Below are 12,973 nucleotides of genomic sequence, written 5' to 3'. Positions count from 1 at the left end.
TTTAATGGCCAAGACAGCTTCTTTCCACATTTTTCACCGATTCGAAGCAACCAGGGTGGAGATATCCAGATAACCTGCTTGGCTCGACGGGGAAACGGGTCACTTACTCGCGGCCGCGAGACGATACAACGAGGGGAGGATCGGTCGGTAAGATCCAAGGTACCGAACGATCGACAATTTGCCTGGGTCTTGGGGGAGATACTCAGGCAGATGGAAGGCATCGACCGTGGCCACGTCGAATCATCGGGGGTTGATTCGATGATGGCTGCGGTCGAGTTATTTCTTGAGATGGGAAGCCGCTCTAAAGCCCGGCCCGCAAGATCAAACCCGCAATCGCGATTTTATCGGCATCCTTCTGCCTGGTGTAATAGAGTTCCTCTAACAGGACTCGCACTTCGTCTGCCGGGCGAATATCGAGAAGGGCTATTACTGCGGCGTCTTGAGCGGGGTTACCCGCGCTGAGCAGCTCGATCAGTCTGGGCCCGGGATCGGAACCAGATCGAATGTTTCCAATTGCGATGGTGGCGAAGACTGCTTGCGGGTGCTTTTCATCGTGCGAGATGATCGCCAATGCCCCCACCGCACTCTCGGCATCTGGCCCGATCATTCCCAATAATTTAATCGCATCGAGGGTGTCCGAATCGGTGGGAGTACCCAGCTTGATGATGTCTAACAGCTTTCTGACCAGCTCGGGGTGATGCTTTTGCATCTTCTCGCGAATCTGGTTGTCGTACTGCCCCGCAAGCACGATGCACGCATTCCGGCGAATCCGATCCTCGGGATCTGACAGGAGTTGAATGAGCTTCTCGACGGTCGCGTCATAGTCATCCCCCGCTTTCTGTAAGGCCTCTGCCCAATCGCCTGCATTGAGGTCGGTTCGCACATCGCGGATGAGTTCAATGAAATGCTCCGGCGATTTCGCGGTGAACGAAAAGGTTCGCCTGCTCCGCGTTAGAAATACATTCGGTGTGCTGCCGAACGGGTTCACACTGTACGAGTTCAAGAGCGTGATTTGACTCGCTTTGATGTCGCGCTCGAGCTCCGACTTCGCCAACTGCTGCGACAAACGCGTATGGTCCGACCACCACCCCAAGCCCAGGCCGATCAGCAGCAGCAAAAAGAGGGCACTACTGATCCTCAGTTGGAAAAACGAACGACGCGACGGAACACCTTCGGTTTCGTGCATGGCATGCCTCCATGGGGATAGTTATACCCCAATAGAACTCGATCCGTCACGCAAATAACCGAAACCACAGCGTACTAAGAAAACGCCACCAGCACGTCGTACATCGCATGCGATCCCGCCGCGATGCCAAACCCCCGCAGGGCAAAGATCGACGCGAAGATCAGCCCGGCCGATAAACGAAACAGAAACGTATAGCCGTCAATCGGATCGCCGCCAGCGACGAAGAAGTTGTAATGCGCCGCGGCAAAGACCAGGCTGCTGATGAGCATGGCGGCGAAGGTTGCCACCAGCTTAGGGAACGCGAATCCCTGAATGAAAACGATCAGCACCGGGATCAGCATCAAGCGAAACAACAGTTCTTCGTAGATGCCTGCCCCGAAGTAAGCGACGACCTGCTTGGTAGTCACATCGACTTCCGGACCGGCATTGGCCGCAACGACCTGCATCTGCATGACCGACGCTTGAAAGTGAGCCAGGCATAATAGCAATAGTCCCAGCACCATCGATTCCGCGGCCATTAGTGGCAGATTGGTCGGCCGGAATTGCCACGGATACGACTTCAAATGATGCCACGACAGAAGAATGGCAATCGTCAGCACCGGCAGTAGGAAATACTGCCCCAGTCCCATCAAGCCCAGGAATTGCCGCAGCCAGACATCGACCCCGTTGCGAATCGCATCAGGCCCCAGCATCAACACGCCGGCTTCGTAGACGGCCAGCATCGGCAGCACGAAGATCAAACTCGTCAGCGGGCGAGCGGTGGCCTGCCAATAGTTGATCTCTTGAGGTTCCAGTTCCACTTCCGGGGCGGACATGCGCTCGTTCTTTGCTGGCAATCGTTGGTCTAGCGAGGTTTCCACATACATTCCCGTCGGAACTTATGCCAGCAGCACTTGATTCCTCGTCGCCTGACTGGAACAACTGTTACGACCGGACATCGCCTCCCCCAATCGATCCTTTGCCTGTGTGGATTCTCTGTTGAGCGACTCGAACGTTTCCTTAAATACCGTCTTTGAAAAGCTTTTAGAGCATTACGGCCCGCAAGACTGGTGGCCTGGTGAGTCGCCGCTGGAAATCATGATCGGTGCCGTGCTGACCCAGAATACCTCTTGGAAGAACGTCGAGAAGGCGATCGCCAACCTGAAAGAGGAAGGTCTGCTGAACCTGGATCGACTGCATGCGACCCGGCAGGAAGAACTGGCCGAAATCATCCGCCCTTCGGGGTATTATCGCTTGAAAGCGAAACGACTGGCCAATCTGATCGATCACGTCGTCACCCGGTACGACGGGGACCTGGAGTGGATGTTCTCGCACGATGTGATGACGCTTCGTGAGGAGCTTCTCAGCATCAACGGAATTGGCCCGGAAACGGCGGACTCGATTCTTCTTTATGCCGGCAACTTGAAAACATTCGTGGTAGATGCCTACACGGCTCGCATTTTAAAGCGGCATGGCTGGATTGAGTGGGAGGCCGACTATCACCAGCTCCAAGATCACTTCGTTAGTCAGGTACCCAGCGAAGTCGAGCATTACAACGAGTTTCATGCGCTGATTGTCCGCACTGGCAACGAATTTTGCCGCAAAACACCCAAGTGCCAAGGCTGCCCGTTGGCCTGTTATCTGCCGGAATCAGGCATCCAAGAGCCTGTTTAACGACCTGTGTCTGACAGGATTTTTTACCAATCCCCCACAAGCCGCACTTATCTACCCCTTAGCGGGTCCCATGCTTCCATTCTCTAGATAGTCACTTCTTGAAACGCATCCATCGGCGTGTCAGAATCATTCCTTGCATCTTTTGCGACTTTGCGTGCCCCTTTTTGTTTTGAGCCGGAGTTGAAGCAAGTATGAAAGTTGTTCCCCTGGGAGCTAATGTGGTCGTGCGGCGAATGGAATCGGAAGAAACCACAGCCGGCGGCATCGTCTTGCCAGGCAGTGCTCAAGAAAAGCCGAAACAGGGTCGTGTCCTGAGCGTTGGTGATGGTCATGTCCTGAAAGACGGTACCAAGGCACCACTGAGCGTCAAAGAAGGCGACCAAGTGATCTTCAGCAGCTGGGCCGGTACGGAAATCAAAGTGGAAGGGGAGGAACTCCTCATCATGGCCGAAAGTGACATCCTGGCTGTCCGCGGCTAGACATTTCGAACCGTTCCTCCACACATTCCGGCGCCGTATATTTTCGCTAACCCTTGGTTTTAAAAGGGTTAGCGAAAGAGATCACCGAGAATCCGCTGGTGTGCGGCCAACATCTCGCCGCAGAGTGGTTAATTTCGGTTTCTCGGTCTACAATTATTTGTTCCCTGCTTGGTTTCATGGTGAACGTCGTGGTTCACCCTGGGCTTCGCAACGGTGCCAATTTGGGTCGATGCTCTGCCAATCGACTCCCCTGTGCGGTCTGCCATCGCTTTTGGGCAGCAACGAGCACCTAGCAACCCGCCCGATGACGCCTGGCTTCGTCATCCGAGTTGACTTATTTTCCCTAGAGATAGAGGTCTCCTACATGTCTCAACTGCTCGTGAATCCCTTACGTTTTTGCCTGGCAATGTTGCTTTTGGCTTCGCTGTTGATTTCGCCGGCCGTCGTTCATGCCGCCGACAACGCTGCCTACGAAAAGGCCGTCCAGAACGCCGTGAACTACTTGACCACTCAAGGTCAGGCCCCCGACGGCACATTCAGCAGCAACGCTGGTATCGGCGTTACCGCGATTTGCACGCTCGGTTTGTTGGAACACGGACGTACCCCGCTCGATCCGGCCGTCAAAAAAGGTCTGGCTGCCCTGGAAAAGCACGTGAAAGAAGATGGCGGTATCTACCTGGAAGGTACCAGTCATCGCAACTATGAAACGTGCCTGAGCTTGTTGACCTTCATCGCCGCCAACAACGAAGGTCAGTACGACAAGCTGATCGCCGATGCCAACAAGTTCCTCAAAGGACTGCAATGGGACAACGAGGAAGGCAAGAGCGAAGACGACGCGTTCTACGGCGGCGCCGGCTACGGCGGTCACTCGCGTCCCGACATGTCGAACACCACCTTTCTGATGGAGGCCTTGAAAGAGAGCGGCACGAGTGCCGACGATCCTGCCATGCAAAAGGCGCTGATCTTCGTCAGCCGCTGCCAGAACCTGGAATCGCCGCATAACCAATTCGAGTTCGCTCCGAAGAACCCCGATGGTGGCTTCTACTACACGATCGCCGCTGGCGGCAGCAGCCAGGCCGGCCAAACCGAAAATGGTGGCCTGCGTAGCTACGGCTCGATGACCTATGCCGGTCTGAAAAGCATGATCTACGCTGGCGTCGACAAGGACGACCAACGAGTTAAAGCGGCCGTTGCCTGGCTTGGTAAGAACTACGACACCGAGCAAAACCCCGGCATGGGCGATACCGGTCTGTATTATTACTACCATACCGTCGCTAAAGCCTTGGAAGCCTACGGCGAAGACGAGTTCGTCACGGCAGATGGGAAGAAGCATGACTGGCGGAAGGAGTTCACCGACGAGCTGATCAGCCGCCAGCAGGAGAACGGCAGTTGGGTCAACGAAAAGGCCGAGCGTTGGATGGAAGGCGATCCGAATCTGGTTACCGGATACTGCCTGTTGGCCTTGGCTCATCTGCAGAAAGATGCCGACTAGTCACGGCGTGCGATGGCCACAACGACAAAGGTCCGGCGAGATGACTCGTCGGACCTCTTTAATGCGCGCTGCTTCATAAGCATTTGCTCAGTTGGCTAAATCTTTCGCAGCACGAAAACCGCGTCGCTGATTTCATCGTCAAACGGCATCGGATCGTCGATGTCGTAGTTGAAGTCGTATACCTCGCAGATTTCAAACTCTGGCACCTTCGCCAGCAAATCTCGAAACTGCGTTGGGTTATAGATTCGGTAAGGATACTCGGCTTTCAGTCGTAGTTGTTTTTCACCGTCGCGAACCTGCAGATGAAACAGCAGTGTTTCCAGTCGTTCTTCCCGACACGACTGAACCACTTCCAACGTGGTCGTCACTTCGACATCGCCGTCCCGGTTGGTCCAATGTTCCTCACACTCCGGATCGTCGTAGTCTTGCAAGATGTGAAAGCCCAAGACATAAAGCCCGCCGGGTCGCAGAGCACGTGCCACGCAATGCAAATGGCTTTCGGCCTGCTCCTCGGTCAGTAAATGCCGAAACGTGTTGAACGTGCACAGTGCTGCGTCGAGAGGGGGTTCGATCTGGAAGTCGGCCATATCGGTCGACACGGTCTCGGCGTTTAAATCCTTCTCGTAAAGTTGTCGAGCAAGATAGGCTAGAGAGGCCTCGTTATTGTCCAAGCCCAGCATTTTGAAGCCGCGTGTCGCCATCTCAACAACATTGCGTCCTCCTCCGCATCCGATGTCCAGCACGCGATGTGTGTCTCCTTGACCGAAACGTTTGAATACATCTTCAAAGAAGTCGCACTCCAGCTCCGTTTCGTCTTGGAAAGATAGGTCCCAATACTTGGGATAGTCGTAGCAATCGACCGTTTCAAATGGTGTCAAGAGATTGTTCTCGTAGAAGGAAGACGGAGCCCGCTGGGCAATCTTGTCATTGTGCCCTGATTCCCGGTGCACCGATAGGAGCAAAATGAGGGATTGGTTGAATGATACGAAAGTAGTTGCCCCAGACATGTCCGCATTAAGATTCGACGCCTTTTTTACATGGTCGGAGGATCTAAAGTTTTTGCGGCTTCTACCACCGATTTCTTCTCGATGTCGACCATTCCGTTCGCGCCTCGCATTTGTTCGGTTGAGATCGTATTGACCATCTTCCGCAGACGCTCGGTCGCGGCACGATCTTTGGCCAGCCGAGGCGAAACCAAAAGCACCGCGTCATAAGGAGGCAAGACGAACCGTGGATCGCTCAACTCAATGATCTCGTCGGTGGCCAAGCGGCCATCGGTGCGATATCCCACGATGACGTCCGCGTCCCCCCGAAGCAGTGCCCCGTACATCAACGTTGCATCCATTGACTTCGTTTCACCGAACTGCAAACCATATTGCGATTGCACGTTCTTCCATTCGGGGCGCGACCAGAATTCGATCTCACATGCGGCCGTCAAATCACCGGCGTGGACAACCAGGTCTTCCAGCGATTGGATCCCCAGTTCTTCCGCTTGTTCCTTTCGCATGGCGAAGACGTAGTCGTTGCTGAAGCCAAGCGGCCCGAGCGTGAGCACCCCGCTGCTCTCTTTCAAGTCGGTGGCAATATCGATCAACATTTCCGCCGACGAGACGTTATCGGCGCGTTTCATTTCATTGGCCCACAACGTTCCGGAGTAGTCCACATAGCAGTCGATCTCGCCACGTTGCAGCGACTGCAGTACGACCGTCGACCCGAGACCCGCCTTGACTTCCGTATCGCGGTTCGCTTCGTTCAGCGTTTCTTTCAGGTGTTCGATCAGAATATACTGCTCAGTGAACGGTTTGCCGCCGATCACGTACGGCTTCTCCTGGATAAACTCGCTGGCCTCAGCCAAGCGATCGCTTGGCGTCAGTGTCGGCTGCGGCTGCATGGCTTTCAGAAAAAGGGGACTCAGCGCGACGGCTACCATCCCGCCGATCGAACCCAACGCCCAGGCCTTGCTGCGTCGCTGCGAGGCCCGTTCGAGCCCCCCCAGCAGCATATCCAAAAGCAGGGCCAGTCCGGCAGAGAACACGCAGCCGACAAACAAGGCCACCGGATTAGTCGTTTGCAAACCGGCGAAGATGTAGTCCCCCAGGCTCGTTGCTCCGACCGGGTATGCCAACGTCGCGGCCCCTACGACCCAGGCCGAAGCCGTACGAATCCCAGCGATGATTGTGGGCGATGCCAGCGGTAATTCGACGACTCGCAGCCGCTGCCATTTGTTCAAACCGATGCCGTCCGCCGCTTCGATACAGCCAGGGTCGACCGTCTTCATGCCGGCGATCGTGTTTCGCAAGATCGGCAGAATGCTGTAAAGCACCAAGGCGATCCAGGCAGGCAGGACGCCTGTGCGATCCAAGGCAAACACCATGATTGCCAGCAATGCCATACCAGGAATCGTTTGAATGATATTGGCAATCGTTACCGCGACCTGTTCCCACTTGGGCCTTCGCGCACAAAAGATCCCCAGCGGAATGCTGATCAGCACGCCGGCAAGGATCGAAGTGAACGCCAGGAAGACGTGCCCGCCAAGTCGGTCCGGCAGAAAACTCAGTTGATACGGCACACGGCTCCAGAAATCAGCATCGAACATGGCTCTATATCTTGTCCCCTCGCCCCTGAGGGGAGAGGGCTAGGTGAGGGGTTTTGAGTCAAAAAATTAGGCGCTCAATTCTCGTACGAGTTCACCATGACGGCGTGGCGTTTCCAGTAGCTTGGCCACATAGTCATCGCCGGGATCTTGCAGAAGCTCTTTGGGGGTGCCAATCCGCAAGATCTCGCCCACGTTCATCACGGCAATGATGTCCGCCAGCAGCAACGCTTCGGCCATATCGTGGGTGACGATCACGGCCGTCAACCCGAGGGAACGTTGAATACGACTAAATTCGATTTGCAGCGTATCGCGGGTCACCGGATCAAGCGCCCCGAACGGTTCGTCCAGCAGCATCACTTTCGGCTCGGCTGCCAACGCTCGGGCAAACCCGACCCTTTGACGCTGCCCGCCTGAGAGTTCGCTTGGTAGTCGTTTGGCGAACGTCTGGTGTGGCAGATCGACCATGTCCAATAGCTCGTTGGCTTTGGCCGTTCGCTGGTCGGCAGGAACACCTTGCAGCTTCAAGAGCAGCGTCACGTTGTCGGCCACGTTCATGTGCGGCAAGAGCCCGATGCTTTGAAATACGTAACCGATCCGGCGACGAAGCTGGACGGGATCTTGGTGGGTGATATCTTCGCCGCCCACCAGGATGCTGCCAGAGGTGGGCTCGATCAGGCGATTGATCATCTTCACGGTCGTGCTTTTGCCACTTCCGCTGCCGCCGAGAAGCGCGAGGACTTTACCCTGAGGCACTTCGAGCGAGACATTCTTGACCGCGAAGGTCTGGCCTCCGTCCCACGATTTGCAGAGATCTTTGAGTTGAATCATCGGCTATATTCTCGCTTCTTACGAGCTTGGCGGGAGAAGGAACCAAGGGAATACGACATCCGCTCACCAGTTAACAGCGAAAAAGAGTGATCGTTAGGACAGAAAGATTTTTCGAGGCTTCACCATGGGGATGCAGCCTACCCAATCACTTCGCCGCTTGCCTCCCCTTCTTCGTTCGATTCCTCATCGACTGGGTTTTGATCGGCCTGGGGATCTTCCTTTTTCTCCAGCAGCGGTTCTAGCTGTTTGGTCAGCCGCTCGTACTGCTCCTGAATGATCTTCAGGTCGGCCGGATGATGCGGCTGTTCCAGTGCCCCTTCCATCGTAAGCCGTGCTTGATGCAGCACATCCGCGGCATGGTCTTCATGCGTTACGGCATCCGCAATACGCTGATAACCTTCCATCAAACGCTGCGACACGGCCGCGCTGTTTACGGCATAGCTGCGTATTTGATCGAAGGCCGCGTGCATCACGCTCGAGAACGTTTGACGGTCGACGATCAAGCGAAGATGCCCATCATGGTCGAAGCGATTCGCCGCCGGCATTTGCCGTTGGGAAAGCTGAGCCAACGCTGAAGAAAGGCGATCGATACAATTAACCGCCGTGTACGGATCGTTGATGCCTGGGCTCAGGGCGCGGACACCCATCTGCGACAGTTCGTGTACCGAGCAGTTCACATCTTGCCATGGCGTACGATTATTGCCGATAAAGAAGGCTTCGTTGATCGCGTGGGCGACCTTGGTCTGGTCAATCTTTTCCTGTACTGCGACTCGGGCCATTGTTTCGCCGGTGGAAAGAAAGTCTCCGGGACGTTTGGGAAGCTCAATGATCAAGTTGTGCTGAACAGCCAATGCAATCAGGTCGTCCCCTTCAATTCCCTGTATGTATCCTTCGCGAGTCGACTCGATAGTGATGCCGTTCTTCAGCGAGTCCCACTCCTCATCGGTCACCTCGCGGAGATGCGAGTTCACCTTCGGCGGTGGATCGCCAATTTTGTCAGGAAAAATCCGCTCCATCGAATGCCGCAAGTCAGTGGCCAGGCTCGCCACAATCTCAGGCGCCTGGGCGATCATCGCGACGTGGTGGATGAAATAGAGCAAGATCATCAGACTCCCCAGGGCAAATAAAATTGCCGCCATCACGGACAGATGGGGGATGAAGAAGTTGTCTTCGCCCAGCTTCCGTACCATCTTCAGCACCACCAGGCTATAGACGGCGGTGCCCATGAACGCCCCAATCGTCCACTGGGTTGTCCGATCTCCCAATCGGCTGCGCAGGACGCGCGAGCCAAATTGCGAAGAAGTGATCGAAAGCGTGACCATCTCCATCGACAACACGATGCCTGCCACGGTGATCATTCCGCCGGCGATCGTCGACAGAACGGTCTGGGCGCCATTGGCTGTGGTTTCCAGCCAGAAAAAATCTTCCCAAGATCTTTTCAACGTATGGTCGAGCCACAGCATGAGGATGGCGACCATAACGCCCCCTAACGTGCAAAGAACAGGCACAAACCAGAGGCTGTGTTGCAGGCGGTTCGAATAATTTAGCAGCTTTTTGAGAGACAACATTTGGCGCGTCAGTGCTTGAGGAACAATCTTCATCCCAGTTTCGTCCGACGGGAGTTATTCTCGATCATAGACCGACACGACGTGCAAGACGAACTCGAAATGAAATGAAACCAATTGTCTTTCATATGGGCCGAGAGGCAGAGTAACTCTAGCGAAAAGTGATCACCTAGCGAAATAAGATGAATGCATCTACAATCCGATGCACCTCTCCGAACCGTCCTAGCCAACCACGATTGCCTGGAACATCCGAGATTCCATGAAAAAGAAACGTGAATACGAGCTTTGCGCTGGTCGGTTGAAGGCCCTCGCGGATCCTGATCGCCTGCGGATCGTCGAACACCTCTTCTCCGGTCCGATGAACGTCAGCCAACTGTCGGAAGCCCTGGGGGAAGAGATCGTGAAGGTCTCGCATCATCTAGGAGTGTTGCGGCACGCGGACGTCGTCCAGACCGAGAAGCAGGGCCGTTTCGTGATTTACTCGCTACATCCCGATGTTGCCGCCGTAGGCAAAGATGAATCGATGGCCCAGGTCCGCCGCATCGACTTTGGCTGCTGTTCCTTCGACCTCGATTGTGAATAGTTTCTTTCCGCGCGAAAATCTTTGACGCAGCTAGCAGGGAATTCCATAATCGGAACTTCTCCAAGCCTCCTAGCCCGCATAAACGAATCAAGTCGGGTCCCCGAGCCATCCTATCCGCTGTAAGGAATCAACGATGCCGCGCTTCCATGTCGAAAAGTCGATCGAGATTGCCGCGCCTCCGCAAACGGTCTACGAGAAGGTCGTCGACTACGCAACGTGGACGACCTGGTCTCCTTGGCTGTGCGCGGAACCCGATGCCGAGGTAACCGTCAGCGAGAACTCGAACTCGAAAGGCTCTCTCTACAAGTGGTCAGGCGACGTCGTCGGAGCCGGCGAAATCGAGCACATCAAGCTCGACCCTAATCGGCGCATCGAAGATGAGATTCGTTTTCTGAAACCGTTCGCCTCGAAGTCGAACGTTGCGTTCGACGTCGAGCCGTCCGGGCTGGGCACCAAGCTTACCTGGCACATGGATGGCTCCCTTCCCTGGTTCATGTTCTGGATGACCGGCATGATGAAGGGCTTCATCGGAATGGACTACGACCGAGGTCTCAAGATGCTCAAAGAGTGGATCGAGACCGGCACGATTAACAGTAAGACCAATGTCCTCGGCATCGAAGAAGTAGGCCCCATTCATATGGCCGGTCTGCGACGTTCCTGTTCGCTGAAAGATATCGGCGGGACCATGCAGGGAGCCATCGGAGAGATGATGAATCTGTACGCGAAGCATAATCTGCCCAGCGAGGGACAACTGATGGCGGCGTACCACAAGTTCCATATCGGTAAGCAAACGTGCGAGTTCACTGTCGGCACGATCCTGCCGGCAGGCGATATCGAAGTACCGGCACCGCTCGAAAAATGGTCTTGTCCCCAAACCAAGGCCTTCTGCGTCGAGCACTTAGGGGATTACAATCACTTGGGCAACGGTTGGAGCGCCGCCAATCAGCATGTGCGCTATAAAAAGCTGAAGCAACGCAGTTGCAGTGCGTTTGAGATCTACGAGAACAATCCAGACGAGACCCCGATTGATCAACTGCGGACAAAGATCTACCTTCCACTGAAGTAAATCCCCACCTTTCCCCTCACCGGCGTGCCGCTTGCACGCCTCCAGGAGCCGTGCATGAGTCAGGATGTCGATCCGAGCAATCAGGAAGATAAAGGGGGACCCGACTGGATTGCCATTGGCGTCACCATCGCCTCGCTCGTCCTGCTGATCGTCTTTTCTCCTTGGGTACTTAACATTCAAATCGGATTCCTGATCATTCAGGTCGTGTTGATCTCGATCGTCATCTGGCAAGCCTGCGATCCTTTCGCCGATGCGGCCCAGTGGGTGGGCGAGAAGCTACGGCTACCAGGCTCGGTGCGCGGTGCGACGCTTGATGCCGTCGCCAGCAGCATGCCGGAACTGTTTAGCGGCATCTTCTTCGTCGTCGTGGCGGTGATGAGCGTGAAAAGTGATTCCGTCACCGAGATGGCCCAGACCGGAGCCGAAGGGTACGGCAGCACCCTGGCTACGTGTGCCGGCAGTGCCGTCTACAACATGATCTTGATCCCGGCGTTTTGCGGCATCGTCATTTCGATCTATCGCAAGTCGCAGCCAACTGTGGATGTCGAACCCGAAGTCATCTCCCGGGATGGCATGTGGTTCATGGCCTGCGAACTCGTGCTAATCGCCTTCTTGTTCAACGATCAAATGCATTGGTGGATGGGACTGGTCTTCATCGGGATGTACGTCGGCTACATCGTTCACTTGTTTGTCGATGCCAAGCGTTATCAGCGGGCGATGGATGCGATTCATGCCCATCTGGGCGAAGTCGGTCACGACACGCCCACCGAGCAGATCGTGGCGACGCTGCAGGAAGAGAACATCAAAGCCACGCACATGCTGGTCGAGAAGATCAAAAGCTCGGCCGATGAAGATGAAGAAGACGAAACAGACTCGGCTGGGGCCTTGTACGGGATGTTCGACATTCCGCTTAACGGCCTCACCGCGACGATCGTTCTTCTGGTCTGCACGGGGATCGCGGCCATCTCATGTTACTGGCTAGTCGAAGTTACCAACGAAACGGCGCACGTCTTGAACGTACCGGTCTTCTTCGTGGCGGTGATTCTTGCTGCCGCCGCATCGAGTGTCCCGGACACGTTTCTCTCGATCGGAGCCGCGATGCGCGGTGATGACTCCGGTGCCGTGTCGAACGTCTTTGGCTCGAACATCTTCGACATTTGCATCTGTCTGTCGATTCCGCTGCTGGTCAATTCTTATTTGATTGGCTGGCAGCCGGTGCAGTTGGTGCAAGATGGCAAACCGATCGAGGGACTGGTCGACCTGCGTCTGCTCCTGGTCACGCTTTCCGCCATCACCTTGCTCGTGCTTTGGCATCGTCGCCAGTTGACGCGAGCCAAATCGTACTTCCTATGTTTCCTGTATGCCTTGTTCATTGGCTATGCGATCGCCGGTTCCTTTGGATTCAGCATCGTGGGCATCTTCGAGCAGTTGTTTTTGGGAACGTAGGCTCGAATTGAATTCGGCGGAGACATTCACCCACAAGCAAGATTGCCTGAATCTGCACCCTTATTTTCCCCCGGATTTT

12 protein-coding genes are annotated in these 12,973 nt (G+C 55.2%); 6 read left to right on the top strand and 6 right to left on the bottom strand.

The window, feature by feature from the left end; genetic code table 11:
• Positions 1-301: 301 nt before the first annotated feature.
• Both Pan97_RS01015 and Pan97_RS01010 read right to left on the bottom strand, forming a co-directional pair.
• Positions 302-1,186: a HEAT repeat domain-containing protein gene (locus tag Pan97_RS01015; protein ID WP_144969909.1), complete on the bottom strand. Its 885-nt coding sequence runs from the start codon at positions 1,184-1,186 to the stop codon at positions 302-304.
• Positions 1,187-1,260: 74 nt separating this feature from the next.
• Positions 1,261-2,001: a CPBP family intramembrane glutamic endopeptidase gene (locus Pan97_RS01010; RefSeq protein WP_165698548.1), complete on the bottom strand. Its 741-nt coding sequence runs from the start codon at positions 1,999-2,001 to the stop codon at positions 1,261-1,263.
• 163 nt (positions 2,002-2,164) lie between these two features.
• Here Pan97_RS01010 and Pan97_RS01005 point away from each other — a divergent pair, with 163 nt between their 5' ends.
• The 3 genes from Pan97_RS01005 to Pan97_RS00995 all read left to right on the top strand — a co-directional run bounded on the left by Pan97_RS01005 (position 2,165) and on the right by Pan97_RS00995 (position 4,810).
• Complete coding sequence (locus tag Pan97_RS01005) at positions 2,165-2,839, top strand: endonuclease III domain-containing protein (RefSeq protein ID WP_196782238.1); 675 nt, start codon at positions 2,165-2,167, stop codon at positions 2,837-2,839.
• A 191-nt stretch (positions 2,840-3,030) separates the two neighbouring features.
• Positions 3,031-3,318 (top strand): co-chaperone GroES, encoded by a 288-nt coding sequence (locus tag Pan97_RS01000; RefSeq protein WP_105351520.1) that lies wholly within the window; start codon positions 3,031-3,033, stop codon positions 3,316-3,318.
• Between the two features lie 364 nt (positions 3,319-3,682).
• Positions 3,683-4,810, top strand: a complete 1,128-nt coding sequence (locus Pan97_RS00995) for a prenyltransferase/squalene oxidase repeat-containing protein (protein ID WP_144969905.1) — start codon at positions 3,683-3,685, stop codon at positions 4,808-4,810.
• Between the two features lie 95 nt (positions 4,811-4,905).
• On the opposite strand, the gene Pan97_RS00990 is transcribed toward Pan97_RS00995, so the two are convergent.
• The 4 genes from Pan97_RS00990 to Pan97_RS00975 form a co-directional block, all read right to left on the bottom strand.
• Positions 4,906-5,688 (bottom strand): class I SAM-dependent methyltransferase, encoded by a 783-nt coding sequence (locus Pan97_RS00990; protein WP_165698547.1) that lies wholly within the window; start codon positions 5,686-5,688, stop codon positions 4,906-4,908.
• A gap of 155 nt (positions 5,689-5,843) precedes the next feature.
• Complete coding sequence (locus tag Pan97_RS00985) at positions 5,844-7,406, bottom strand: ABC transporter permease/substrate-binding protein (RefSeq protein WP_144969901.1); 1,563 nt, start codon at positions 7,404-7,406, stop codon at positions 5,844-5,846.
• A 66-nt stretch (positions 7,407-7,472) separates the two neighbouring features.
• Positions 7,473-8,234 (bottom strand): ATP-binding cassette domain-containing protein, encoded by a 762-nt coding sequence (locus Pan97_RS00980; RefSeq protein WP_144969899.1) that lies wholly within the window; start codon positions 8,232-8,234, stop codon positions 7,473-7,475.
• A 137-nt stretch (positions 8,235-8,371) separates the two neighbouring features.
• A complete protein-coding gene (locus Pan97_RS00975) occupies positions 8,372-9,802 on the bottom strand; it encodes a DUF2254 domain-containing protein (RefSeq protein ID WP_261342384.1) in 1,431 nt (476 codons plus the stop codon).
• Positions 9,803-10,058: 256 nt separating this feature from the next.
• Here Pan97_RS00975 and Pan97_RS00970 point away from each other — a divergent pair, with 256 nt between their 5' ends.
• The 3 genes from Pan97_RS00970 (at position 10,059) to Pan97_RS00960 (ending at position 12,894) form a co-directional block, all read left to right on the top strand.
• Positions 10,059-10,382 carry an ArsR/SmtB family transcription factor gene (locus Pan97_RS00970; protein WP_144969895.1) on the top strand — a complete coding sequence of 108 codons (324 nt, stop codon included), beginning with the start codon at positions 10,059-10,061 and terminating at the stop codon, positions 10,380-10,382.
• Positions 10,383-10,515: 133 nt separating this feature from the next.
• Complete coding sequence (locus Pan97_RS00965; protein WP_144969893.1) at positions 10,516-11,448, top strand: SRPBCC family protein; 933 nt, start codon at positions 10,516-10,518, stop codon at positions 11,446-11,448.
• A 54-nt stretch (positions 11,449-11,502) separates the two neighbouring features.
• The gene (locus Pan97_RS00960) at positions 11,503-12,894 is read left to right on the top strand and encodes a sodium:calcium antiporter (RefSeq protein WP_144969891.1); all 1,392 of its coding nucleotides are present in this window, start codon (positions 11,503-11,505) and stop codon (positions 12,892-12,894) included.
• Positions 12,895-12,973: the final 79 nt, after the last annotated feature.

This window comes from Bremerella volcania (assembly GCF_007748115.1).
Classification (GTDB): Bacteria; Planctomycetota; Planctomycetia; order Pirellulales; family Pirellulaceae; genus Bremerella; species Bremerella volcania.
Note: the sequence above shows the minus strand (reverse complement) of the source record. Positions and strands in the feature narration are given on the sequence as shown.